This window comes from Sphingobacterium griseoflavum (assembly GCF_014653155.1).
GTDB classification, from domain to species: domain Bacteria; phylum Bacteroidota; class Bacteroidia; order Sphingobacteriales; family Sphingobacteriaceae; genus Sphingobacterium; species Sphingobacterium griseoflavum.
Map to the genome: position 1 here is coordinate 199137 of NZ_BNAF01000007.1, position 25247 is coordinate 224383.

The 25247-nt window shown below is 43.6% G+C and carries 33 protein-coding genes; 28 read left to right on the forward strand and 5 right to left on the reverse strand.

The genetic code is table 11. The features are described from left to right. Positions 1-2: 2 nt before the first annotated feature. Positions 3-368: an MmcQ/YjbR family DNA-binding protein gene (locus IE165_RS10875; RefSeq protein ID WP_189626646.1), complete on the forward strand. Its 366-nt coding sequence runs from the start codon at positions 3-5 to the stop codon at positions 366-368. Positions 369-402: 34 nt separating this feature from the next. Here the strand turns inward: IE165_RS10875 and IE165_RS10880 are convergent, their stop codons facing one another. The 4 genes from IE165_RS10880 to IE165_RS10895 form a co-directional block, all read right to left on the reverse strand. Continuing rightward, on the reverse strand, positions 403-1269 hold the full coding sequence (locus IE165_RS10880; RefSeq protein WP_189626647.1) for a GLPGLI family protein: 867 nt from the start codon (positions 1267-1269) through the stop codon (positions 403-405). Then, a complete protein-coding gene (locus tag IE165_RS10885; protein ID WP_189626648.1) occupies positions 1262-3940 on the reverse strand; it encodes a TonB-dependent receptor in 2679 nt (892 codons plus the stop codon). Before IE165_RS10885 ends, IE165_RS10880 begins: the two co-directional genes overlap by 8 nt. 288 nt (positions 3941-4228) lie before the next feature. Continuing rightward, a complete protein-coding gene (pyk, locus tag IE165_RS10890) occupies positions 4229-5659 on the reverse strand; it encodes a pyruvate kinase (protein WP_189626649.1) in 1431 nt (476 codons plus the stop codon). A 118-nt stretch (positions 5660-5777) separates the two neighbouring features. Continuing rightward, positions 5778-6284, reverse strand: a complete 507-nt coding sequence (locus IE165_RS10895) for an IPExxxVDY family protein (protein ID WP_229826510.1) — start codon at positions 6282-6284, stop codon at positions 5778-5780. 260 nt (positions 6285-6544) lie between these two features. Here IE165_RS10895 and IE165_RS10900 point away from each other — a divergent pair, with 260 nt between their 5' ends. From IE165_RS10900 to IE165_RS10940, 9 genes are all read left to right on the forward strand, one after another. Further along, entirely contained in the window at positions 6545-6784 is a 240-nt protein-coding gene (locus IE165_RS10900; protein WP_189626650.1) for an acyl carrier protein, read from the forward strand. Between the two features lie 22 nt (positions 6785-6806). Then, on the forward strand, positions 6807-8060 hold the full coding sequence (fabF, locus tag IE165_RS10905) for a beta-ketoacyl-ACP synthase II (RefSeq protein WP_189626651.1): 1254 nt from the start codon (positions 6807-6809) through the stop codon (positions 8058-8060). A gap of 81 nt (positions 8061-8141) precedes the next feature. Further along, a complete protein-coding gene (gene rnc / locus IE165_RS10910; protein ID WP_189626652.1) occupies positions 8142-8894 on the forward strand; it encodes a ribonuclease III in 753 nt (250 codons plus the stop codon). 42 nt (positions 8895-8936) lie between these two features. Further along, the gene (hisS, locus tag IE165_RS10915; protein ID WP_189626653.1) at positions 8937-10328 is read left to right on the forward strand and encodes a histidine--tRNA ligase; all 1392 of its coding nucleotides are present in this window, start codon (positions 8937-8939) and stop codon (positions 10326-10328) included. Between the two features lie 143 nt (positions 10329-10471). Next, complete coding sequence (gene pdhA, locus IE165_RS10920; RefSeq protein ID WP_189626654.1) at positions 10472-11467, forward strand: pyruvate dehydrogenase (acetyl-transferring) E1 component subunit alpha; 996 nt, start codon at positions 10472-10474, stop codon at positions 11465-11467. A 44-nt stretch (positions 11468-11511) separates the two neighbouring features. Further along, complete coding sequence (locus IE165_RS10925; RefSeq protein ID WP_189626655.1) at positions 11512-13173, forward strand: dihydrolipoyl dehydrogenase family protein; 1662 nt, start codon at positions 11512-11514, stop codon at positions 13171-13173. A 194-nt stretch (positions 13174-13367) separates the two neighbouring features. Further along, positions 13368-14555, forward strand: a complete 1188-nt coding sequence (locus IE165_RS10930) for a serine hydrolase domain-containing protein (RefSeq protein WP_229826511.1) — start codon at positions 13368-13370, stop codon at positions 14553-14555. Positions 14556-14569: 14 nt separating this feature from the next. Beyond that, the gene (locus IE165_RS10935; protein ID WP_189626656.1) at positions 14570-14929 is read left to right on the forward strand and encodes a CoA-binding protein; all 360 of its coding nucleotides are present in this window, start codon (positions 14570-14572) and stop codon (positions 14927-14929) included. A gap of 207 nt (positions 14930-15136) precedes the next feature. Further along, the gene (locus tag IE165_RS10940) at positions 15137-16369 is read left to right on the forward strand and encodes a glycoside hydrolase family 88 protein (RefSeq protein WP_189626657.1); all 1233 of its coding nucleotides are present in this window, start codon (positions 15137-15139) and stop codon (positions 16367-16369) included. Between the two features lie 32 nt (positions 16370-16401). On the opposite strand, the gene IE165_RS10945 is transcribed toward IE165_RS10940, so the two are convergent. After that, positions 16402-16584: a hypothetical protein gene (locus IE165_RS10945; protein ID WP_189626658.1), complete on the reverse strand. Its 183-nt coding sequence runs from the start codon at positions 16582-16584 to the stop codon at positions 16402-16404. Positions 16585-16739: 155 nt separating this feature from the next. On the opposite strand from IE165_RS10945, the gene rplC reads away from it, so the two are divergent. The 18 genes from rplC (at position 16740) to rpsE (ending at position 25246) form a co-directional block, all read left to right on the forward strand. Then, the gene (gene rplC, locus IE165_RS10950; protein WP_189626659.1) at positions 16740-17357 is read left to right on the forward strand and encodes a 50S ribosomal protein L3; all 618 of its coding nucleotides are present in this window, start codon (positions 16740-16742) and stop codon (positions 17355-17357) included. Positions 17358-17362: 5 nt separating this feature from the next. Next, on the forward strand, positions 17363-17992 hold the full coding sequence (gene rplD, locus IE165_RS10955; RefSeq protein ID WP_189626660.1) for a 50S ribosomal protein L4: 630 nt from the start codon (positions 17363-17365) through the stop codon (positions 17990-17992). A gap of 1 nt (position 17993) precedes the next feature. Beyond that, positions 17994-18284 carry a 50S ribosomal protein L23 gene (gene rplW / locus IE165_RS10960; RefSeq protein ID WP_037498924.1) on the forward strand — a complete coding sequence of 97 codons (291 nt, stop codon included), beginning with the start codon at positions 17994-17996 and terminating at the stop codon, positions 18282-18284. Between the two features lie 6 nt (positions 18285-18290). Beyond that, positions 18291-19118 (forward strand): 50S ribosomal protein L2, encoded by an 828-nt coding sequence (rplB, locus tag IE165_RS10965; protein WP_189626661.1) that lies wholly within the window; start codon positions 18291-18293, stop codon positions 19116-19118. Continuing rightward, entirely contained in the window at positions 19118-19384 is a 267-nt protein-coding gene (rpsS, locus tag IE165_RS10970) for a 30S ribosomal protein S19 (protein WP_037498931.1), read from the forward strand. The genes rplB and rpsS overlap by 1 nt, the downstream gene beginning before the upstream one ends. A gap of 7 nt (positions 19385-19391) precedes the next feature. Beyond that, the gene (gene rplV, locus IE165_RS10975) at positions 19392-19823 is read left to right on the forward strand and encodes a 50S ribosomal protein L22 (RefSeq protein ID WP_189626662.1); all 432 of its coding nucleotides are present in this window, start codon (positions 19392-19394) and stop codon (positions 19821-19823) included. A gap of 12 nt (positions 19824-19835) precedes the next feature. Beyond that, positions 19836-20633, forward strand: a complete 798-nt coding sequence (gene rpsC / locus IE165_RS10980) for a 30S ribosomal protein S3 (protein ID WP_189626663.1) — start codon at positions 19836-19838, stop codon at positions 20631-20633. 58 nt (positions 20634-20691) lie between these two features. Next, entirely contained in the window at positions 20692-21114 is a 423-nt protein-coding gene (gene rplP / locus IE165_RS10985) for a 50S ribosomal protein L16 (RefSeq protein WP_189626664.1), read from the forward strand. 94 nt (positions 21115-21208) lie between these two features. Then, on the forward strand, positions 21209-21430 hold the full coding sequence (gene rpmC, locus IE165_RS10990) for a 50S ribosomal protein L29 (RefSeq protein ID WP_189626665.1): 222 nt from the start codon (positions 21209-21211) through the stop codon (positions 21428-21430). Positions 21431-21444: 14 nt separating this feature from the next. Then, entirely contained in the window at positions 21445-21699 is a 255-nt protein-coding gene (gene rpsQ, locus IE165_RS10995; protein WP_066754754.1) for a 30S ribosomal protein S17, read from the forward strand. Next, a complete protein-coding gene (gene rplN / locus IE165_RS11000; RefSeq protein WP_037498951.1) occupies positions 21699-22067 on the forward strand; it encodes a 50S ribosomal protein L14 in 369 nt (122 codons plus the stop codon). The genes rpsQ and rplN overlap by 1 nt, the downstream gene beginning before the upstream one ends. A gap of 2 nt (positions 22068-22069) precedes the next feature. Continuing rightward, a complete protein-coding gene (rplX, locus tag IE165_RS11005; RefSeq protein ID WP_373297921.1) occupies positions 22070-22411 on the forward strand; it encodes a 50S ribosomal protein L24 in 342 nt (113 codons plus the stop codon). After that, positions 22411-22980: a 50S ribosomal protein L5 gene (gene rplE / locus IE165_RS11010; RefSeq protein WP_189626666.1), complete on the forward strand. Its 570-nt coding sequence runs from the start codon at positions 22411-22413 to the stop codon at positions 22978-22980. Before rplX ends, rplE begins: the two co-directional genes overlap by 1 nt. Beyond that, positions 22973-23242, forward strand: a complete 270-nt coding sequence (gene rpsN, locus IE165_RS11015) for a 30S ribosomal protein S14 (protein WP_189626667.1) — start codon at positions 22973-22975, stop codon at positions 23240-23242. The genes rplE and rpsN overlap by 8 nt, the downstream gene beginning before the upstream one ends. 140 nt (positions 23243-23382) lie before the next feature. Further along, positions 23383-23781 (forward strand): 30S ribosomal protein S8, encoded by a 399-nt coding sequence (gene rpsH, locus IE165_RS11020; protein ID WP_189626668.1) that lies wholly within the window; start codon positions 23383-23385, stop codon positions 23779-23781. Between the two features lie 21 nt (positions 23782-23802). Continuing rightward, positions 23803-24357 (forward strand): 50S ribosomal protein L6, encoded by a 555-nt coding sequence (gene rplF / locus IE165_RS11025; RefSeq protein WP_189626669.1) that lies wholly within the window; start codon positions 23803-23805, stop codon positions 24355-24357. Positions 24358-24362: 5 nt separating this feature from the next. After that, positions 24363-24716, forward strand: coding sequence for a 50S ribosomal protein L18 (gene rplR, locus IE165_RS11030; RefSeq protein WP_189626670.1), 354 nt, complete (start codon positions 24363-24365; stop codon positions 24714-24716). Between the two features lie 11 nt (positions 24717-24727). Next, on the forward strand, positions 24728-25246 hold the full coding sequence (rpsE, locus tag IE165_RS11035) for a 30S ribosomal protein S5 (RefSeq protein ID WP_189626671.1): 519 nt from the start codon (positions 24728-24730) through the stop codon (positions 25244-25246). Position 25247 lies beyond the last annotated feature (1 nt).

The following is a 25247-nucleotide window of genomic DNA, read 5'->3' on the forward strand; positions in this document are numbered from 1 at the left end:
GTATGGATGTCGAACAGCTTCGGGAGTATTGCCTACGAAAAAAGGCCGTGTCAGAAGAGCTGCCTTTTGGCCCCGACACCCTTGTATTTAAGGTTGGTGGGAAGGTCTTCCTTTTGATCGGTTTGGATCAAATCGATCAGCTTACTTTCAATGTGAAATGTGATCCCGAACGTGCGCTTGAATTGCGTGCAGATTATCCCTTTACGGTGTTGCCGGGCTACCATATGAATAAGAAGCATTGGAATACGGTACATTGCAATCGAGCGCTCCCTGACGCCGCTATTGAAGACCTGATCGACCACAGTTATCATTTGGTTTTTCAGTCCCTTACAAAATCTGTCAAAACGGCAATATCAAGCTTGCCCTAGCGATGAAACGCTGTGGGCAAATCGGAACGGCCTTTTAATAGATCAAATTTTCCAATAAATTTCGTTTGATTTGCTTTGGATCAGATCCTCCGCCGAACATGCGATTGTTTCCTAGTGATTGGAACAACTCCTGCATGCTCATCGCTTTTACTTTCTTGTCTTTCCAGCTGGATGGAACATTGTCCACAGTGAAGTCTACTTTCCGTGCCCAGTAATTGATGTGCATTTCGGGAATAGCCAAACCCAAAATCATGCCGGGGAGTCCGTGTGCAAGCGCAGGTCCGCCGGCAACGGGTATTTGATCGGTATAGAACGCGATGAGGTATAGGGAGTCTGATGTGGCTCCGTTTACGCGTCTGCAAGAATAGCCGGCGATTTCACGGTATTCGTCCGTGAAACGCCAGGTAATATCTTGCAAGCTATCTTCCAACAAATACTTTTCATCCAGTTCGATCTGCAGAGCGGATTTTCCGGTTGCAATATTTTGATAGAAAACCTTCTCTCGGCTGCCACCGCGCATACTGGAACGCACCATTGCACCTGGACGACGATTGATGTTGTTTGAACGCCCGCCTCGCCCCGATCCTGCAGTGTTTGCTCGCGTCGTGCCACGTTGCTCTTCCGCTTCTACGGATTGCATAAGGGTTTCATCTTCATCAAACTGCAGGGTGAAAAAGGACGTGTTTTTTTCCGGAATTTCGTCTATGTTGCCTCCAAAGCGCATCATCATGCCTCGGTTTTGTCCGTTGGAATTGTTGGACATCTCTCGGATACGCGCACGCAGATAAACCTCCTTCTCGAAGCTGATGATGCCTTTCGAGGGGAAATAAGCGTGCTGTGCCTGTACTGTCAGCAGAAAATAGCAAACTAACGCCAGCAATGTATAGATCTTTTTAATCATTTTTCTTGCCTAAATTTTTGTTGAAATCCCACTTTAATCCTAACATAGCATATTGAGATAGCATAGCTTGCTGCGTCTCCGAAAAGCTGCTATTGCCTGCCGAACGCCTGATGTTGTTGTAGCTATTGAAAACATCGAAGGCTTTAATACTGACAAGCAAGGCTTCACTTTTCAATAGCTTGCGTGTGAGTTCCACATTCATATAGAACTGTTGAATAGGTTCGGGAAATACCTTTGTCTTGCCTGTATAGCTGTAAAATATGATTTGTGACAAACTTAATTTGTAGGGTAGGATATACTTCAGATCGGCATTGGTTGATGATCGGAATGCCGTGTTATTAAATTGTGTTTGTATCGTATTGGCTTCTTTCGTTAAGCCGACGCCGACATTGATATTGAAGTCGACCAGCTTGCTATTCTCCTTGTTGGCGCTGATCCCAAGATTGGCATTTGCCGTATTGTTTTTATTGAGGTCGCCGTTGATATATTGGTAGTTGTTGTCGTAAAACAAACTGGCAAAAGGCCCAAACTGGACAATGCCGCTGAAAATAGGCCGTCCGTAATTCACGTTCATACGGGCATTCCAGTTGGTATGGTCGCTGATGTTAACGTAGGATGCGGTTGTGCGTCCTACGGAATCGATAATGGAGCGATTCACTATGGCATTGTTGGTAAAGGATGTTTGGGCATTTATATTCAAAGAGGAAGCTTTGAGTAGGCTAAACTTACTGAAATTGACATTCAACGCATGATTCGTCTCCCTTGTCAAGTTTGGGTTTCCAAGTTGACGATATAAATCGTTGGTGGGCGGTTGTAAGGGTTGTAGTTGCGAGAAGCTCGGGACGTTAGCGGTGTTTTGGTACCCTAATGTGAAGCTTTTGCTGTTGCTGACCCGATAGGTGATATTGGCATGAAGGTTATTTTGCCAAAAATTTCGGTTCAGATCAATATCACGATAGCTATCTTTTAATTCTTGGTAGCGATAGGAAGTTCTATTCGATAAGTTGATGTTCAACTTTTCAGTATAATAGGTGAGATTAAGGTCTAAACCGTTGTTCCGCGAAAGATCAGTTTGGTTTTTCGAATACAAGGTGTCCAGTTGCGGTCCACCAGCATCAATGTTGTTATTGTACGCATTGACCAATCCACCGCGCTTGCCCGTATTGAATGAATAGCCGACTGTTAAGTTTAGCTGCTTCGTTATTGGCTCGCTGAAGTTGACGGATGCACCTATTCGATTGTTGGTGTTTTCTGTCAATCGGGTTTGGTCAATGATAACAGAACGTTGAAAGTTTCCAAGGCTATCATAATAGTTGGTTTTCTCATCGATTAGACTGCTGGCATCAGCGTTATCAAACTGTGTATTTAAGTGTATATTCATGCTACGGCCGTTTTTGTTGAGCCTTCTGCGGTAGTCTACCCGCAAATCCATGTTTTCCGTGTCAGACTGGCTGCTATTGTCTTTAATAAAGTCATTCGCCCGCGTGTTTTCGTTCCTGATGGTTGTGCTGTTCGATTTATTGGCACTTTCGGTTGCGCCTTGATTCGCGTTCAATTGGACATCTAGGTTGCTCAGCGAGTCTATTTTGTAACGCATTCTTGCTCGCAAGACATTGTTTTTATTGTCCGACCATGAGCTTTCGTCCTGCGTGGTCTCCTGTGTAATGTCATTATTCAGTACACGTTTGTTGTAACTGTTGGATTCGTTGGCCAGGCTGTTGTTATTGAAGTTGTAGCTGGAAGTTAGATGCAACTTGCGTTTGAGAAAGTTGTTTTCGTAGTTGACGCCTGCGCTTTTGTAGGTTGGATCGCCAATGATCTGGTTGTTCATTCTTATTCTGCTGGCATCGCCGGTGTTACCCATGTTATTCCAGCTTCCCGTTACACCGACCCGTTCTGTTTGGTTAAATTTCGCTGCGAACAAATTGGCATCAAAAAGCGAATGGTTACCTATGCTGGCGTTAGCATTCCCGAAGATTCCCTTTCGAGCTTCTTCTTTGAGTACGACATTCACGGTTTGCAAGCGTACACCATCATCGACGCCGGTCAGTTCCGCTTCTTCGGATTTGCGCTCGTAGACCTGTACCTTGTCAATCGCGTCGGCGCGTACATTTCGAATGGCTATCTTTGGGTCGTATCCAAAGAATTCCTCCCCGTCGATCAATACTTTAGAAACAGTCTTTCCTTGCGCGGTAATCTCTCCCGAAGCAGAGACCGTCAGTCCCGGCAAGCGGCGGAGCAGATCTTCTAGTTTGGCGTTTTTTTCCGTTTCGAAGCTTCCAGCATCATACTCTATGGTGTCTCCCTTGATCTTGATGGGTATCTTTTGGTTAATCACCACTTCTTCCAGCAGAGTGGATTGGGAGCTGATTTTTACCGTATCTAAGTGGAGAGTGTTTTGTTGTACCGCTATTTTTTTGCTAAATACTTCAAATTTGGGATAGGTGACGAGCAGGAGGTAGTCGCCTTTGCCAACCTTATCTAGTAGGAAGTTTCCTTTTTCATCCGCCCGTGTAAAATAGCGCATAATGGAATCGCTATCAAGCAACACAACAGAGGCATTCATTAAGGCTGCGTGATCCGCTTGATCGACAACAATACCTCTGACGCTGTGTTGAGCAAATAATTGCTGGATGAAGAGCAGAAAAAACAGTAGAAGGCTTCCTTTCATAAGTAATGTTAGTAGCGCAAAGAAAGGAAGAAATAGAGTAAATTAATGTTAAATAGAAAGATGTAATAGCTTTGATACAAAGCCGTGTATGACCCGTTTATGAAGCTTTGGAAGGTAAACAATGTTTTAAATTGGGGTTCATTTGGCTGGACGCCACGCTTGGAAAGATTACCGTTTTAGGCATTGCGTAGGAAAAAAGAGGGATAAAAAGGAACAAGGAGCTTTTTCTTTGGAAAAGCTCCTTGTTGTTACCGGCTGAAATAGCCTAGCTCGTAACCGCTATGGTCGTTATTTAACTTCGGAAACACGAATCGTGTTCGTTCTTCCTTTTTCATGCAACGGCGTTGATGATGTGTTGATAACGATTTGTCCAGAGGTAACCAAATTGTTTTCTTTCAACAATGTGTTCACATCTTGTATTGTTCCGTCCGTGCTTTCAAATTTCTCGTAGATAAACACGCGCACACCCCAAACGAGGCTTAAGAGGTTAAGCAAATTCTTGTTTCCGGTGAAAACGTAGATATCTGCATTGGGGCGGTAGCTTGAAATCTCAAAAGCTGTATATCCGGAAGAAGTCATGACAGCGATAGCAGAAGCTTCTGTACTCGCAGCTAAGTGAATCGATGATCCGCAGATTGCATCCGGGATACGGGTTTTAGTGACATGTACACTTGATTTACTGCTGTAATAAGGATAGGAAGTCTGCTCGACATGCGTAATAATCTTTGCCATGGTTTCGATGACAATTTCCGGGAATTCGCCCACAGATGTCTCGCCACTCAGCATAACGGCGTCCGCGCCATCTAGTACCGAGTTGGCCACGTCGTTAACTTCTGCACGCGTAGGACGTGGGGTGGTAATCATGCTCTCCAACATTTGTGTGGCAATGATAACCGGCTTGGACAGGTCACGGCATTTCTGTACGATCATCTTTTGTAGGCCCGGAACTTCCTCCATAGGCATCTCCACGCCAAGGTCTCCACGAGCGACCATTACCGCATCCGTCGCTTCGATAATCGCATCGATATTGTCAATGGCTTCCGGTTTTTCAACCTTCGCGATAACCAGGGCATGGCTGCCCTTCGCTTTGATAATTTCCTTACACTGGTAAATATCCTCGGCAGAACGTACGAAGGACATGGCAATCCAATCTGCGCCGTGGTCCAATGCAAAATTAAGGTTGTCTAGATCTTCCTCTGTCAGGGAGGGGATAGATACTTTGGTGTTGGGAAGGTTGACACCCTTACGTGATGTAAGGACCCCGCCGTGCACAACTTCGCATTTTACCGAGTCCTTGTGGTTGGTAGATAGCACGCGCAATTGCAGTTTCCCATCATCCAAAAGGATAATCTCGCCTTCTTTTACGTCGTTCGGGAAATTCTCATAGGTAATATATATGCGGTTTTCATCACCAATAAGCTCTTCGGTCGTCATCTCGACTTCGGAGCCGTTGATCAATACCGCCCCGCCTTCTTTCATTTTCCCAATACGGATTTTTGGTCCCTGCAAATCTGCTAGAATACCGACATTGAAGGGATGCTCACTATTGATTTCTTTGATGGTATTGATCACTTTTAAATGGTCTTCCTGACTTCCGTGCGAGAAGTTCAGCCGACAAACATCCACACCTTTGGCAATCAAATTGGTCAATATGGTTTTGTCCGACGATGCTGGACCAAGTGTGGCAACGATTTTTGTCCTTTTTTGAATCTTATTCATTTACAATATTTTATTAATGTATGTTCGTTTGTGTAAAACTTGTGACGCAAAAATAGCAATCTGTTTTTAAGTTAGGTTTACTAATGTGTAAAATTTACACTTTGCTATCGTTAAAGTGCTAAAATATAAGATTTTCTTTGGATTTCAATGAGGTGGGGTCTAATTCTTTTGTCAACATCACCTCATTGATTCCTTTAAGCTCTTCCAAGAGCAGGCGGAGGTCTTCCGTATCAATATAGTGCTTGATCATTAAAAAATAATCAAAATTGGGTAGCTCAGGTACCAATAGACTGCCTTCGATGCTTCGGTTATTGAGCAGATAAAATTCAAACTCAAAATTTATGTCACAATATCGATATATTGTAAAATAATGTTTGATCAAACCGCGCTGCCTGGTTTTTTCGAAAATGATATGGTAATCCATTTCATCTTTTTCCTTTTCCTTGAGATAGCCTTTATGGTCAACATAGTCTTCTTTTCCGCGTCGAAAAGCCAAGCCCGTGCATTTGTAGATAAAATGGCAAAGGCGGTAATCGCGCAGAGCGGTGCTGATGCCCACCAACACGAAATCCAACTCCAAATCGAAGTCTAAATCGAGCGTTACCTGTTTTTTTATCGTACTCACACCTGTAATAGTTAAGATCGAAAATAGGAAAAAATACGCAAGCTCCGCCAATTTTATACGTAAAAACTAATGTTGAACAAAGTTCTTGGATGCTAAAAAAAAAATTATTAATATTGGATAAGGGGCTAATAGCGCCTGTTTTTAAAACAAAGCCCGCATAAAAACGTTCTTATTTCAAATCTTCAATCCAAAAAGGTTTGATATTTGGGGAAATTTATTTTTCTTTGCACAGATTTATTAAACAATTAAACTATAAAATCATGTCAGATATCGCATCAAGAGTAAAAGCAATTATCGTTGAAAAGTTAGGTGTAGACGAAAACGAAGTGACACCAGAAGCTTCATTCACGAATGATTTAGGTGCAGACTCACTTGATACAGTTGAGTTGATCATGGAATTCGAAAAAGAATTTAACGTAGCTATTCCTGACGACCAAGCTGAAAACATCAGTACTGTAGGTCAAGCTATCTCTTACTTAGAAAAGAACGTTAGTAACTAATTTATTAGGCCAAACATATTTAATGGAGCTTAAAAGAGTAGTTGTAACAGGGTTAGGCGCTCTTACACCACTAGGCAATACGGTCTCAGCATACTGGGACGGTTTGGTTAATGGTGTAAGTGGTGCTGCTCCTATTACGCATTTCGATGCATCAAAATTTAAGACCCAATTCGCTTGTGAAGTGAAGGGATTTGATCCACATGATTTTATGGATCGTAAAGAGGCTCGCAAAGTCGATCCTTTTGTTCAGTATGCAATAGCTTCCACAGATGAGGCGGTCAAAGATGCTGAACTGCAATTTGACCAGTTGGATACCAATCGCATTGGTGTAATTTGGGGTTCGGGAATCGGTGGTCTAAAAACTTTTTTGGATGAGGTGGCAACCTACGCCAAAGGCGATGGTACACCGCGTTTCAATCCATTCTTTATTCCTAAGATGCTCGTAGACATTGCTCCCGGGCATATCTCGATGCGCCATGGTTTGCGTGGGCCGAACTTTTCAGCCGTTTCAGCCTGTGCTTCCTCTACCAATGCGATGATCGACGCGTTCAATTATATTCGTATGGGGATGGCTGATATCATCATCACGGGAGGATCAGAAGCGACAGTGAACGAGGCGGGCATTGGAGGCTTCAATGCCATGCACGCGCTATCGACAAGAAATGACGATCCAACTACGGCTTCACGCCCGTTTGATAAGGACAGAGACGGTTTTGTTTCCGGTGAAGGTTCCGGTGCCATTATTTTGGAGAGTTTAGAACATGCACTGGCACGTGGCGCAAAGATCTATGCCGAGGTTGCTGGGGGAGGCATGAGCGCTGATGCCTATCATATTACCGCTTCCCATCCGGAAGGTTTGGGTGCGAAGTTGGCTATGAGTAAAGCGATCGCTGATGCTAAATTCAACTACACAGACATTGATTATATCAATGTGCATGGTACATCCACACCAGTGGGTGATATCAGTGAGACGAAAGCGATCATCGACTTATTTGGTGAGCAGGCCTACAGATTGAATATCAGCTCGACAAAGTCTATGACGGGACATTTGTTGGGCGCAGCGGGTGCGATAGAAGCAATAGCTTCCATTCTATCGGTGAAAAATGATATCGTGCCACCAACTATTAACCATTTTAACGATGATCCGCAAATCGATAATAATCTTAATTTTACATTCAATACCGCGCAAAGGCGCGTGGTGAATGCCGCGCTAAGCAATACCTTTGGTTTTGGTGGCCATAACGCCTCTATCATCGTCAAGAAGTATCACGCTTAGCTAAAGTTAAAATGATCATTTAGATACAGTGAAATAGGTAGTTCCGATCAGGAACTGCCTATTGCTTATTTATGTTGCAGCATGCCTTTCTCAAGGATTTACTACTTATATTTTTCACCACACAGGGCTTACATCCGTAAACTGAAGAACATTCTTGGTTTTGTTCCGGGCAATATTAAATTGTACCAAATGGCATTTCGCCATAAGTCTGTCGCAACAGCGATCAAAGATGGCGTGAAAAATAGCAACGAGCGCCTGGAGTTTTTGGGAGATGCGGTGTTGGGCTCCGTGGTTGCCGAGCTGCTTTTTAAATTATACCCTTATAAGGACGAGGGTTTTTTGACCGAGCTGCGTTCAAAAATAGTAAGCCGTGTAAACTTGAACCAGCTTTCCCGCAAGCTTGGGTTTAATGAATTCATGGAGTATGATGCCCGTATGATCAGCTATCCGAACAAACAGAGTTCGCTCTTGGGCGATGCGTTTGAAGCGGTAATTGGGGCAGTGTACGTCGATAAGGGGTACAAATTTACCCGCGAATTTTTGCTTACCCGTATTATCAAACCGCACGTCGATATCCACATGTTGGAAGTCACCGAGACGAATTTCAAAAGCCGTCTTATCGAGTGGTGCCAACATTATGGCAAGGAAATCCAGTTTGTGCAGGTGCTCAATCCTCCCAGTGATTCGTCGAAATTATTTTATGTAGAAGTTTTGATCGATGGAAAGGTTTGCGGACACGGCCGAGATTTCAATAAAAAAAGTGCCGAAAAATTAGCCGCTGAGAAAGCTTGCGAATTGCTTAAAATATTCGAAACCGAAGAGTTTTCCCGGTAATCTGAGCTTTCGCTTTTCGTCCGTATATCTTACCTTTGCCGTATGGCAACTATCAAACCTTCCTTAGCTAAAGGCACCCGCGATTTCTCTCCTCTGGAGATGGAAAAGCGCAACTATATATTTGACACCCTCAAGTCTGTATTTAAAAAGTTTGGCTACAATGAAATTCAAACACCTTCGTTCGAGAACCTGTCTACATTGACTGGGAAATATGGGGAGGAAGGTGATAGGTTAATTTTCAAGATTTTGAACTCGGGCGATTATCTGGCTAAAGCACCCACGGATTTATTGGAACAGAAAAGTGCCCATAAGCTTATCTCCCATATTTCTGAGAAAGCGTTACGGTATGATTTGACAGTGCCCTTTGCACGATACGTGGTGATGCACCAGCATGCGTTAGCACTGCCTTTCAAACGCTTCCAAATCCAGCCGGTTTGGCGCGCCGATCGCCCGCAACGAGGACGTTACCGCGAGTTTTATCAGTGCGATGTAGATGTGGTGGGGTCTCCCTCGCTGCTGAATGAAGCCGAGTTCATGCTGATCTATCACGAGGCTTTTCTAGCACTTGGATTGACCGATTTCACGATTAAGCTCAATAACCGCAAAATTTTGAGCGGAATAGCAGAGGTCATTGGCAAGCCGGCGTTGATCGTGGATATGACAGTAGCCATTGACAAGCTGGACAAGATTGGTTTGGATGGGGTAAACAAGGAGTTGCTCGAGCGTGGTTTTACCGTGGATGACTTGGCACTGTTGAAGCCTATCATTTTGTTGGGAGGCAGTAATGCCGAGAAGTTGACGTCATTAAAAGAAATCTTAAGGTCATCCCCCCAAGGACAGGAAGGAATTGCGGAGCTGGAAGAGGTTTTCGCGTATCTGGATGCTTTTGGTGCCGCAAATGTTATCGAAAAGCACGTAGAAGTCGATATTACCTTAGCCCGAGGGTTGAATTATTATACGGGTTGTATCTTTGAGGTCAAGACCAATGAGGTCGCGATGGGAAGTATCGGTGGCGGTGGTCGATATGACGATTTGACGGGTATGTTTGGTGGAAAAGAACTGACTGGCGTGGGCGTTTCTTTTGGTGCGGACCGTATTTACGATGTTTTAGAGGAGCTGAACCGCTTTCCTTCGTCTTCAGCGACTACAACACAGCTTTTGTTGGTGAATTTTGACAAGTCTATCGAGCCTTTCACGCTTCGTCTTTTAGCAGACCTTCGCGCGGTAGGTATCGCGGCAGAACTTTATCCGGCGGCTTTAAAATTAAAAAAGCAGATGGGCTATGCGGATGAAAAAAAGATTCCGTATGTATTGTTGGTGGGTGAAGAAGAGATGACGTCTGGCAATCTTTCGCTAAAGGATATGCGTACAGGTGAACAAAGCAAAGTGCGCAGAGAGGAGCTGCTAAACATGTTGCAGAAAGAGGTAGGCTAAGCGATATTTTTTTGAAAATGAAAGTATCTGATGAAACACTATTTTGACAAAAAAGCGCCATTTCCTCCCTTTATTTTGTCCGAAATATCGTAATAAATGATTAGATTTGTGGTCGTATTAGTAAAGAAATTCAATACTTTGAAATGAGTTCAACACCTATAACAAAAGAAACATATCTAGAGTGGTATAGATCTATGCTGCTTATGCGTAAATTCGAAGAGAAGACAGGACAGTTATACGGGCAGCAAAAAATCCGTGGTTTTTGTCACTTATACATCGGTCAAGAAGCTGTTATGGCGGGCACGATGTCGGTTATTAAACCTGAGGATTCCGTTATTACAGCCTACAGAGATCACGCACATGCATTGGCAAAGGGTGTTTCAGCAGATGCATGTATGGCAGAGATGTTTGGAAAAATCACAGGATGTTCGAAAGGCAAGGGGGGCTCGATGCACTTTTTCTCCAAGGAGCATAAAATGATGGGTGGCCACGGTATCGTGGGCGGTCAGATTCCGTTGGGTGCGGGTATTGCATTTGCGGAGAAATATTTAGGCAATACGAATGTGAATATATGCTACATGGGGGATGGCGCTGTACGTCAAGGTGCTTTCAACGAGACGCTCAATATGGCGATGACCTGGAAACTTCCTGTTATTTTCGTTTGCGAAAATAATGGATACGCTATGGGTACGTCCGTCGCGCGTACAACCAATATGATGGATATCTACAAAATGGGACATGGCTTTGATATGCCTAGTGCTCCAGTAGACGGGATGGACGTGGTTGCCGTTCATAATGCGATGGACGAAGCTGTGCAACGTGCACGCGCAGGTGAAGGACCAACATTCTTAGAGATCCGTACATACCGGTACAAAGGACACTCGATGTCCGATCCAGCAAAATACCGTACCAAAGAGGAGTTGGAAGAATTTAAAGGTAGAGATCCATTGTTGTCTACCAAAGCGGCTATCGTAGAAAACAAATACGCAGATGACGCTTGGTTTGCAGAAGTGGATGCAGAGATCAAGAAAATTGTAGAGGATTCTGTTAAATTTGCAGAAGAATCTCCTTATCCAGATGCTTCTGAAATCTACAAAGATGTCTATGTGCAAGAGGACTATCCTTTTATAATGGACTAATTAATTCGAATTACTTTAACTTAAAGATATAATCTACTATACAAATGGCTGAAGTAGTAAAAATGCCGAAAATGAGTGACACCATGACCGAAGGGGTGATCGCTAAATGGCACAAGAAAGTCGGTGATAAAGTAAGCTCAGGGGATTTGATCGCCGAAGTGGAAACCGATAAAGCGACGATGGACTTTGAGTCTTACCAAGAAGGTACCTTATTGTACATCGGACCTAAAGAAGGTGAAGCCGTCGCTATTGACGCGGTTATTGCTGTTTTGGGTGAAGAGGGCGAAGATTACCAAGCGCTTTTGGATGGCGACGAGGCAGCAGGCAAAGATGAGCCGAAAGAAGAGAAAACCGCTGAAACGGCTGTGGAAGATAAGAATGAATCGGAATCAGGCGCAGACAGCGATGTGTCGGCCGAGGATTTAGACTGCACGGTTATTACCATGCCACTATTGAGCGACACCATGACGGAGGGGGTAATCGCCCAATGGAACTTTAAAGTGGGGGATGCCATCAAGTCTGACGATGCGATCGCGGACGTAGAAACCGACAAAGCCACGATGGAGGTTACCGCCTACGCGGAAGGTACGCTCTTGCATATTGGTGTTGAAGCAGGTCAAGCAGCGAAGGTAAATGATATTATTGCGATTGTAGGGCCTGCGGGAACAGATGTTGCACCCCTTTTGAAACAGAAGTCTTCTGGCTCAGCGCCAAAAGCGAAAGCGGAGAAAGCGACGGATAATAAAGAGAAGGCTACGGATACCAAGGAGGAGCAAGTATCTACCGAAGCAAAAGCAGGTGATGATGATAGCCGTGTGAAGGCATCTCCATTGGCGCGTAAAATTGCGAAGGATAAAGGCATCAACTTAAATGAGGTTAAGGGATCTGCTGATGGTGGGCGTATCGTGAAGAAAGATGTGGAGGGTTTTGTGCCTTCGAAGGCGGAGGTACCAAAAGCAGCGGCCGAATCGGCAGCTCCGGCTACGGAGACAAAATCCATTACTTTGCCACAATTTATCGGCGAAGAAAAATATACCGAGCAGGGTATTTCGCAAATGCGTAAAACCATTGCACGTCGTTTAGGTGAGTCGTTGTTTACCGCGCCTCACTTCTATTTGACGATTTCTATCGATATGGACAATGCTATTGCTGCACGTGGCCAAATCAATACGGTAGCACCGGTTAAGGTGTCTTTCAACGATATCGTGATCAAAGCGGTTGCTGTTGCCTTGAAGCAACATCCTGCTGTTAATTCTTCTTGGAGAGGGGATAAGATCCGTTTCAATGAGCACGTAAATGTAGGTGTTGCTATGGCGGTAGAAGATGGTTTATTGGTACCTGTAGTACGTTTTGCAGATGGTAAATCACTTTCCCATATTTCTGCGGAAGTTAAAGAATACGGACAAAAAGCAAAAGCAAAGAAATTACAGCCTGCTGATTGGGAAGGTTCTACCTTCACCGTTTCCAACTTAGGTATGTTCGGTATCGACGAGTTTACGTCGATTATCAACTCGCCAGATGGAGCTATCCTTTCTGTGGGAGCCATTCAACAGATTCCTGTCGTGAAAGATGGAGCCATTGTACCGGGCAATATCATGAAATTAACGTTGGGCTGCGACCACCGCGTCGTGGATGGTGCAACAGGAGCAGCGTTCCTACAGACATTAAAAGGTTTGTTGGAAGCGCCTATCCGTTTGCTGGCCTAGATAAATAACGAAGTATAAAGAAGCACTTTGGTCCATCCAAAGTGCTTTTTTTTATTATATCGTACAAAATCGAAGCTGTAAAAATTTAGTCGCAACGAATATAGAGTTTTGTTTTTTATTGACTTTTCTGTTAATAAGTGCTATTTTGGATCATTCTGGATTAATACTGTAAATCATATATACGAGAGAGCGTAGTGAGCATAAAATTTTTAGGCGCAGCATATATAGCTGTATGTTTAGGTTTGGTGGCCTGTTCATCACCAGAAGCAAAGCAAAAGGAAATCATACAAAAGCAAGTTGAGAAGGATAGCATAGCCTTAGTCTACGATTCGGCGAATGCCGATAAGGAAATTGATGCTTTCATGCAGAAGTTGCACAAGAAATCAGCATTCAATGGGGCGGTATTGGTAGCAAAGGGCGGGAAGATTGTCTACCAAAATACGTTTGGTTGGGCAGATTATCTGCTCAAAGATAGCTTGGACATCCATTCTAAGTTTGAGCTTGCATCGCTTTCGAAACCGTTAACGGCTTTAGGGACATTAAAACTTGTTGAGCAAGGTAAGCTGCGGCTTGATCAGACTGTAAATGATTTTTTTCCGGACTTCCCTTATCCTGGGGTGACCATTAAAATGCTGCTTAGTCATCGAAGCGGGCTTCCAAACTATGTATATTTTGCAGAGGATGTTTGGCCGGACAAGAAGAAGGCGATGAGCAACAAAGATGCCATGAAGCTGCTTGCGGAGCATAAACCCGCACGTTATGGTGCGCCAGATGGTCGTTTTTTGTATAACAATTCTAACTTTATGGTCCTTGCCTCGATTATCGAACAAATAACAGGTAAGGATTTTGGTGTGTATATGAAAGAAACCATATTTGATCCGGCTGGCATGAAGCATACGGCGGTGCTCTCCAAAGCGGTGTATGAAAAGATACCGACCAATGTCATCGGCCATGACAAAGTATGGCGCAGATCTGTTGTTCAGAATTTTCTAGATGGTCCAGTAGGGGATAAAGGTATTTACAGTACGGTACAAGACCTGTTTATGCTGGACATCGCTTTAAAACAGGGGCGTTTGCTGGATAAAGCCCTGCTCGATTCCGCTTACGTACCGCGCAGCGACGCCAAACGCAGTCTTTTTAGTTACGGTTATGGTTGGCGTACGTTCTCTCCGAAAGATGCCCAAATTGTCTACCATACTGGCTGGTGGCATGGTTTCCGTAACTTATATGTGCGGGATTTGACGCACGATATTACCATCGTGCTCCTTTCCAATATGGCTAACGGAAGTTTAGTGAAGTTGGACGATTTGTATAAGATCCTTAAAATGCCTATTTTGAGACAAAATGCATATAATGCAAATGGCGATTTTATCGTTAATTAATTTTAAAGAAGGTTATGAAAAAGACACTTATTTTAGGGGCAAGTACCAATCCAGCAAGATATTCTTATCTAGTAGCCAATAAGCTGGCACGAAAAGGGTATCCAATTGTCAACGTCGGACGTAAAGTAGGCGCGGTGGCGGGTGTGGAGATAGAAAATGCTGGCGAACCCCATACCGATATTGACACGATCACACTATATGTAGGCCCACAAAATCAACCTCCATATTACGATTATATCTTACAGACAAAACCCAAACGCGTCATCTTTAATCCCGGAACAGAAAACGAAGAGCTGCGTTCGAAGCTTAGTGCGGCGGGGATTTCGAGTATCGAAGCGTGCACGCTTGTGATGTTAAATACTGGGCAATATTAACAACGCTGCAGTACAGATCTTGAAACACCGCACAATGGAAAATGTGCGGTGTTTTTTATGTGACCATGGCGTAACAAAATCGTCGACAAAAAAATCTAAGCAATCGATTGTATTCGTTTAGAAAACGTTATCGCTCCGTGTCTGTCCGTGGCGGTACTTGTTGAATGGACTAAAAAGGCATATATTTAACTTGAAAAGCTAATCAATATGCGTATAATATCCCTTATTACCTTTTTCTTCATCGCTACGACAGATGTTGTATTCTCGCAAGTTGTCGCGCCTTTGCGGCTACAACAGAAATTCATAAGCGCGCAGCTTCAGCATGCCTCTTCGCAGATTTTAACCCTTGCGGCACATACGCCCGCCAGTCAGTTTCCTCGGACTTTCGAAGCCGGACAGCATCATTTTTCTAATTCAGATTGGTGGTGCTCAGGGTTTTATCCAGGCACCTTATTGTATCTTTACGAAGGAACACACAAACAGGAATTGTTGCGGCTGGCTCTTGAAAAGTTGGAGCCCCTAGAAAAGGAAAAGTTCAACAAAGGTACACACGACCTGGGATTTATGCTTTACTGTAGTTTCGGTAACGCGCTACGATTGACGCACGATTCTGCCCGTTATAGGGATATATTGACAACAGGTGCCGAATCCTTGGCCTCCCGATTCAGTAGTGTGACAAATACCATTCGCTCGTGGGATCACAAGCCATGGCGATATCCTGTTATCATCGACAATATGATGAATCTGGAATTCTTGATGAAAATGTCGAAGATCACGAACGACCATCGCTTCGCCGATATTGCTGTTACACATGCCAATACTACGTTGATGAACCATTTTCGCGAAGACTACAGCTCCTACCACGTTACAGATTACGATCCACAGACCGGACATGTGTTGGCAAAGAAAACCCATCAAGGAGCTTTCGATGAATCTTCATGGGCGAGAGGCCAATCTTGGGCGTTGTATGGCTATACGATGATGTTTCGAGAGACTGGCGATAAGCAGTATCTAGAGCAGGCAGAACATGTGGCACAGTTTATTTTAACCCATCCGGCGATGCCATCTGACCTTATTCCTTATTGGGATTTTGACAAAGATAAGGTTGATCCCTCAGCGCGAACTTTCGCACGGCGAGATCTGCGCGATGCTTCGGCAGGCGCACTGAATGCCTCAGCTTTGTTGGAGTTGTCACAATATGTATCGGAAGAAGAGGCTATTAAATATTTACGCGCTGCAGAGCTTATCATCGAAAGCCTTTCCAAAGAACCGTATTTAGCGCCGTTAGGATCTAATGGAGGGTTCATTCTCCAGCATAGCGTGGGTTCACTTCCAGCGAACTCGGAAGTGGATGTTCCCTTAACCTACGCTGATTATTATTATGTGGAAGCATTGATCAGATACCAGCGTCTATTGGAAGGGCTTCCGGTTACATCCTGATCTTTAAGGTGGCATAGGAATTTTAATATGTCCTAAGCTAAGTGCCCTATGTTATTTGGTAATGCCGCAGCAGGGGGTTTTCCCGTGAAACGTCTATGGATCACCAACACGCCGCTGCTTTCACCGTCGTCGTTGGGTCGGTGTTGTTTCGATATGTAGGAAGGCTTTGCAATCATGACGATTGCCAACTTGCCCATACCTAATTTGCCAAACACATGTCTGCGTTGTGCGTTATCGATCCTAAAAAAATAATACACTAATTATTTGATAGTTACAAAAAATACTTTACCTTTGCAGTCCCTTAGGGGAAATTGTGTCTTGAGCGAAGCCCTACTGCTTCGAAGGACGTTTAATTAATTTTATTTATAACATGTCAGGAATTATTGGTAAAAAAGTAGGAATGACCAGCCTGTTCGATGCGGAAGGGAAGAATATCCCTTGTACAGTAATTGAGGCTGGGCCGTGCGTGGTAACGCATATACGTACGGTAGAGAAGGATGGCTATGCGGCTTTTCAACTTGGCTATGATGATGCCAAAGAAAAGAACACAACAGCGCCTTTAAAAGGACACTTCGCAAAAGCGGGCGTGACTCCTAAGCGTAAGCTAGTTGAATTCAAAACTTTCGAAGATGAGAAACAACTAGGTGACATCGTGGATGTAACTATTTTTGCTGAAGGCGAGTACGTTGACGTAGTCGGTACTTCCAAAGGTAAGGGTTTCCAAGGTGTAATGAAGCGTCACGGATTTGGTGGTGTAGGTGGTGCGACCCACGGTCAGCACAACAGGCTACGTGCTCCAGGTTCATTGGGTGCTTCTTCTTGGCCTTCACGCGTATTCAAAGGAATGCGGATGGCGGGTCGTACAGGTGGTGACAGAGTGAAAGTTCAAAACTTACAGATTTTGAAAGTTTACGCTGATCAAAACCTAATCGTTGTTAGTGGTTCCATTCCAGGAGCTAAAGGTTCATATGTAATCGTAGACAAATAGTAGAGATGGAAGTTAACGTATTAAATTTATCAGGTAAAGAAACAGGTGCCAAGGTGCAACTGCCTGAGTCAGTATTCGGTGTAAAGCCTAACGACCATGCGATCTATTTGGATGTGAAACAATACTTAGCGAACCAACGCCAAGGAACTCACAAATCTAAACAACGTAACGAAATCGCGGGTTCTACGCGCAAATTACACAAACAAAAAGGTACTGGTGGTGCTCGTGCGGGCTCTATCAAATCTCCATTGTTTAATGGTGGTGGTCGTGTATTCGGTCCTCAACCACGTGACTACAGCTTTAAATTGAACAAAAAATTAAAGCAGGTGGCGCGTAAATCAGCATTGAGCTACAAAGCACAAGAAAACAATATTTTGGTGTTAGACGCGGTGAGCTTCGAATCCATTAAAACTAAAAACTATGTGTCTTTGATCAATGCGTTGAACGTTGCTGACGAAAAAACCTTATTGGTTTTGCCAGCATACGATAACAATGTTTATTTATCAAGCAGGAACTTGAAGAAAGCAAAAGTGATCGCAGCTTCAGATTTGAACACATACGATGTGTTGAACGCTACGAAAATTTTGTTAACTGCAGATTCTGTTAAAACTTTGGAGGAAGCATTCGCTAAGTAATATGGAAATTATCAAAAAACCTATCTTGACTGAGAAAGCTTCGTTGTTAACGGAGAAGTTAAACCGTTACTCTTTCAAGGTTGACCACAGAGCTAACAAGATCCAGATCAAACAAGCTGTTGAAGAAATGTTCGGTGTAACTGTGTTGGCAGTAAACACTGCGGTTGTAGCTGGTAAAGCAAAAAGCCGTTACACAAAAGCAGGTTTCGTTTCTGGGAGAAGCCCTAAGTATAAAAAAGCCATCATCACGGTGAAAGATGGCGAAACTATTGACTTTTACAGTACACTATAATAAGAAATGGCAGTTAAAAGATTCAAACCGGTTACCCCTGGTACGCGTTTCAGAGTAGGCGCAGACTACTCTGATATTACTACAAACGTTCCTGAAAAGTCGTTGGTAGTAGGCAGCAACAAAAGATCAGGCGGTCGTAATAAATCCGGTAAAATGACTATGCGTTACATCGGTGGGGGACACAAAAAATCATACCGATTAATAGATTTCAAACGCGATAAAAAAGACATCCCCGCAAAAGTAGCTACCATCGAGTACGATCCAAACCGTACTGCTCGTATTGCCTTGTTGCACTACGCAGATGGCGAGAAGCGCTACATTGTAGCTCCTGCTGGTTTAACCGTTGGACAAACAGTGATTGCGGGTGATAAAGTAGCCCCAGAGGTTGGTAATACCTTGCCACTTGCTAACATTCCGTTAGGTTCCATTATTCATAACATTGAATTGAACCCCGGACAAGGAGGTTCAATTGCACGTTCTGCAGGAACATACGCGCAATTGTCAGCCCGTGACGGTAAGTATGCCATCATCAAATTGCCTTCAAGTGAGACTCGTATGATCTTGTTGACTTGTGTGGCAACAATTGGTTCCGTATCCAATGCAGAGAAAGCAAACCAAGTGTTAGGTAAAGCGGGTCGTAAACGCCACTTAGGTCGTCGCCCTCGCGTTCGTGGTGTCGCCATGAACCCGGTAGATCACCCAATGGGTGGTGGTGAAGGCCGTACTTCCGGAGGTCACCCACGTTCACGCACAGGTGTGTTGGCTAAAGGCTTCAAAACACGTTACAAGAAGAAAACATCGAATCGTTACATCATTGAGAGAAGGAAAAAATAATGGCTCGTTCAATTAAAAAAGGTCCTTATATCGATCACAACTTAGAGAGAAAAGTTCTTTCTATGAATGAAACAAACAAAAAATCAGTTATCAAAACTTGGTCTCGCAGATCAATGATTTCACCTGATTTTGTTGGCCATACCTTCGCAGTGCACAACGGGAATAAATTTATCCCTGTTTATGTAACAGAAAATATGGTTGGTCACAAGCTTGGTGAATTTGCGCCTACGCGTACATTCAAAGGCCACGCAGAAAAGAAAAAATAATTAGGTAATGGAAGCAACAAAAAAACTCAAAAAGTCTGTCCTTATCAGACAGCGTAAAGAGCAGGCAAAAGCTCAAGTAGGAGGAGCTTCTACTGCCAAGTTATTGAACTGCCCTACTTCGCCTCGTAAAATGCGTTTAGTGGTAGATCTTATCCGTGGCGAGAAAGTAGAGACCGCTCTTTACATCTTGAAACACACCGGTAAAGAGGCCGCAGCTCGTGTTGAGAAATTATTACTGTCAGCTATCAAAAACTGGGAAGCGAGCAACGAAGGCGCTTCTTTAGAAGATAGCTCGCTATTTGTCAAAGAGGTATCTGTAGGTGGTGGTCGTCAATTGAAAAGATTGCGCCCGGCTCCACAAGGTCGCGGTTACAGAATTCGCAAGCGTTCAAACCACGTAACTTTGGTAGTAGACAGTTTAAACAACGTTAACAACTAATTTAAAATAAGAATGGGACAAAAAGCAAATCCAATAGGTAGCAGATTAGGTATCATCAAAGGATGGGATTCTAACTGGTTCGGAGGCAACAACTATTCTGATAAGTTAGTTGAGGACGAAAAAATTAGAAAATATCTTTCTGTACGTATCGCAAAAGGTGGCGTGGCAAAAGTTGTTATCGAAAGAACTTTAAAACGCATCACGGTTACTATCCACACGGCACGTCCAGGTATCGTTATCGGTAAAGGTGGTCAAGAGGTTGACAAGATCAAAGAAGAGTTGAAGAAATTGACGAAAAAAGACGTTCAAATCAACATTTTCGAGATCAAACGCCCCGAGTTGGATGCCAAGTTGGTAGCAGAAGGTATCGCGAAACAACTTGAGGCGCGTATTTCATTCCGTCGTGCAATGAAAACAACCATCGCATCCACAATGCGTATGGGCGCTGAAGGTATCAAAGTAATGTGTTCAGGCCGTTTGGGTGGTGCCGAGATGGCACGTACCGAGCAGTACAAAGAGGGAAGAACTCCCCTGCATACATTACGTGCTGATATCGATTACGCACTAGCTGAAGCATTGACCACCTACGGTAAGATCGGTGTTAAAGTTTGGATCTGTAAAGGTGAGGTTTACGGTAAACGTGATCTTTCTCCTAACATCGGACAAACTTCGAACACGAAAACGCGTGGTGGCAATGAAGGTGGCGAGCGTCGTGAACGCGATAACCGTAAAGGTGGACGTGGCGGAAACAACCGTGGCGGAAACAACAACCGTGGCGGAAACAACCGTGGTGGTTCAAACAGAGGATAATAAGTTTAATAGATTACAATAGCTATCCGCCGGAAGGCGGATTAAATAAAATACGAACATGTTACAGCCAAAAAGAACAAAGTTCAGAAAGATGCAGAAAGGCCGTATGAAAGGTAACGCTTCTCGTGGAGCGGATTTAGCTTTCGGTTCTTTCGGTATCAAGTCACTGGAGCCAGCATGGATCACGAGTCGCCAAATTGAGGCAGCACGTATCGCCGTAACACGTTACATGAAACGTGAAGGTCAAGTGTGGATCCGTATTTTCCCTGACAAGCCTGTTACCAAAAAACCTGCAGAGGTACGTATGGGTAAAGGTAAGGGAGCTCCAGAATACTGGGTAGCCGTAGTGCGTCCAGGCCGTATGTTATTTGAAGCAGAAGGTGTGCCTTTGGAAATTGCCAAAGAAGCACTACGTTTAGCTGCTCAAAAATTGCCGGTTCAAACTAAGTTTGTTATACGTAGAGATTACGTAGAAGCATAAAAATCGCTGGTAATGTCAATCGTTTAGCCTTGTGGCCGTTACCCACAAGGCACCTTATAAACAGCATTGATAACCCTGCACAAACTGAAAGAAAATGAAAAATTCAGAAATCATCGAATTATCACAAGAGGAACTTACAGCTCGTCTTAAAGAAGAGAAAGCTGCCCTTAACAAGTTGAAATTTGCACATGCTGTTTCTGCTGTGGAAAACCCGAACGTTATTAAAACGGCGCGTAGAAACATCGCTCGCATCGCGACGGAAGTTTCTAAGCGTAAAAACGAAGCAAAATCACAGGAAACAGCCTCTGAGGCGTAAAACGTAAAGTCGAAATGGAAAGAAATTTAAGAAAAACAAGAATCGGCTTAGTAGTTAGCAACAAGATGGATAAGTCTATCGTAGTAACGGTTGAACGTAAGGTTAAACACCCTATTTACGGGAAATTCGTGAAAAAAACTACTAAATTTAAAGCTCATGACGAAACAAATACCTGCGGTATCGGCGACACGGTATTAATTATGGAGACTCGTCCGCTGAGTAAGACAAAAAACTGGAGATTGGTTGAAATTTTAGAAAGGGCTAAATAATGGTACAACAGGAATCAAGATTAAATGTGGCCGACAACTCTGGAGCTAAAGAAGTTTTAGTAATCCGCGTATTGGGCGGTACGCGTAAGCGTTACGCATCTATCGGTGATAAGATTGTTGTTACCGTAAAAAGCGCTATACCTTCAGGAAACGTAAAAAAAGGGTCGGTTTCCAAAGCGGTAGTTGTTCGCACGAAGAAGGAAATCCGTCGTAAAGACGGTTCTTACATCCGATTCGACGACAATGCTGCAGTATTGTTGAATAATAATGATGAACCACGCGGAACGCGTATTTTCGGGCCTGTGGCTCGTGAGTTGCGTGAGAAACAGTTCATGAAAATTGTATCACTAGCACCGGAGGTTTTATAATTATGGCACAGAAAACAAAAACAACGCACAAAATCAAAATCAAAAAAGGTGATTTAGTGAAAGTTATCGCTGGTAACTCTAAAGGTAAGCAAGGAAAAGTGTTGCAAATTTTGGTGGATGCTAACAGAGCTGTCGTGGAAGGCGCTAACATCGTTAAAAAGCACACCAAACCAAGCGCAGCTAATCCTAATGGTGGTATCATCGAGAAAGAAGCTGCCATCACCATTTCTAATCTAGCATTGATCGATCCCAAAACTGGCGAGACTACTCGCGTTGGGCGTCGCGTGAATGCGGATGGCAAAATTGTTCGTTACGCAAAAAAATCAGGGGAGGAAATTAAATAATGACTTACGTACCAAGATTAAAAGCGAAATATGCGGAAGAAATCCGTACGGCGCTTAAAGAAAAATTCCAGTATAAGAGCGTTATGCAAGTTCCTAAACTGGAAAAAATCGTAGTATCTCAAGGTGTTGGTGCTGCTACTGCTGATAAAAAGCTGATCGATAACGCGGTTTCCGAACTGACGTTGATCACGGGACAACAAGCGGTTTCGACCAAGTCAAAAAAGGATATCTCCAACTTCAAATTGCGTAAAGGAATGCCTGTTGGTGCGCGCGTAACATTACGTGACAACAATATGTACGAATTTCTTGACCGTTTGATCGCTGTATCGTTGCCTCGTATCCGCGATTTCCGTGGTATTAACGACAAAGGCTTTGATGGAAGAGGTAACTATAACTTGGGTATCACCGAGCAGATCATTTTTCCGGAAATCAACATCGACAAGATCAACAAGATCCAAGGTATGGATATTACGTTCGTAACTTCTGCAGGTAATGATATCGAAGCATTGGAGTTATTGAAACAGTTCGGTTTACCATTCAAAAATCAAAACACAAACAACAATGGCTAAAGAAGGATTAAAAGCGCGTGAAGTAAAGCGTCAAAAATTGGTAGCTAAGTTTGCAGAAAAGCGTGCTGCTTTGAAAGCGGCGGGCGATTATGCAGCGCTAGACAAATTACCAAAGAATGCTTCACCGGTACGTTTGCACAACCGTTGTAAATTAACTGGTCGTCCGAGAGGATATATGCGCCAGTTTGGTATCTCTCGTGTTACATTTCGCGAGATGGCACTAGACGGTAAGATCCCAGGAGTGAAAAAAGCTTCTTGGTAATCAGGAAAAAATAAATTACTTTTGCCCGGATAAACCCGCAATGGGTTTATCGGGTTTTTTTGTATCGCAAATTTTATGTACAGACAACAGGTCCGGGATTTAGGTTAGTTCAGGAAACCATTGTCATAATTTAATATCTAATGAATACAGATCCAATAGCGGATTACCTTACACGAGTAAGGAATGCCATCAAGGCCAACCACAGGGTTGTTGAAATTCCTGCATCGAACCTTAAAAAAGAGATCACCAAAGTTCTTTTCGACAAAGGTTATATTGCTAACTACAAATTCGAGGAAGAAGGACCTCAAGGGTCTATCAAAGTCGCTTTGAAATACCATCCCGTTAGCAAAATTCCGGCTATTCGTACGTTGACACGTGTGAGTAAACCTGGTTTAAGAAAGTATGCAAGTGTGGAAAACATGCCGCGCGTTTTGAATGGTTTGGGTATCGCTATCCTGTCCACTTCTAAAGGGGTAATGACAGATAAAGAGGCTCGTCTACAGAACGTAGGTGGTGAGGTTTTATGTTACGTTTATTAATCTAGGTAAAAACACAAAAGAATGTCAAGAATTGGAAAAGCGCCTATCGCTATTCCCTCGGGAGTAACGATTACTGTGTCAGATAAAAATCTGGTTACGGTTAAAGGGCCAAAGGGCGAATTAACGCAACAAGTAGATCGTGACATTACCGTTCAACAAGAAGAAGGTAATATTGTCGTAACACGTCCTACTGAACAGAAGAAACACAAAGCGTTACATGGATTGTACCGCGCCTTGATCAATAATATGGTTGTAGGTGTTACAGAAGGTTACAAAACTACGCAAGAATTGGTGGGTGTAGGTTACCGTGCTTCGAACACGGGAAATACATTAGAGCTAACCCTAGGTTTCTCTCACCCGATTGTTTTCGTGTTGCCAAAGGAAATTACCGTATCAACTACGGCTGAAAAAGGTAAAAACCCGACGATCGTTTTGGAATCTGCGGATAAACAATTGATCGGTCAGGTTGCCGCAAAAATCCGTAGCTTCCGTAAACCAGAACCTTACAAAGGTAAAGGTGTTAAGTTTGCGGGTGAAATTTTGAGAAGAAAAGCAGGTAAATCAGCTAAAAAATAATAACCATGGCAGCAAATAAAACATCTCGCAGAGAGCGAATCAAAAAAGGAATCAGAAAAAGCCTTGCTGGATCGGTTGAACGTCCACGGTTATCTGTTTTCAGAAGCAACAAAGGTATCTATGCACAAATTATCGACGATACAAATGGTAAGACTCTCGTGTCGGCGTCCTCGATTTCAAAAGAATTCGCAGCGTCTGGAACGAAGATAGACCAGTCTAAAGCGGTCGGTAAGTTGGTGGCAGAAAAAGCAGTTGCAGCAGGAATTAGCAAAGTAGTTTTTGACCGTAATGGGTACTTATACCATGGCCGTGTAAAATCATTGGCTGAAGGTGCTCGCGAAGGCGGTTTAGACTTTTAATCAAGAAAAACATGGCATTAAGCAATATAAAAAGAGTAAAATCAAGCGAAATCGAGTTAAAAGATCGCTTAGTAAGCATCCAACGGGTGGCGAAAGTGACCAAAGGTGGTCGTACCTTCAGTTTTTCTGCTATCGTTGTTGTGGGCGATGAAAACGGTATCGTGGGATACGGTCTTGGAAAAGCGAAAGAGGTAACCGAGGCGATCACAAAAGGTATCGATGATGCAAAGAAGAACTTGATTAAAGTTCCGATCATCAATGGTACCGTGCCTCACGAGCAATACGGTAAGTATTCTGGTGGACGTGTGTTGGTTCAACCTGCAGTACACGGTACAGGGGTACTTGCGGGTGGTGCTATGCGTGCTGTCCTGGAAAGTGCTGGTATCAAAGACGTATTGGCAAAATCTTTAGGTTCGTCCAATCCACACAACGTGGTAAAAGCGACCATCGATGCGTTGGGAAATCTTCGTGATGCATACACGGTAGCTCAGAACCGCGGCGTCGATTTAAACAAAGTATTTAACGGTTAAT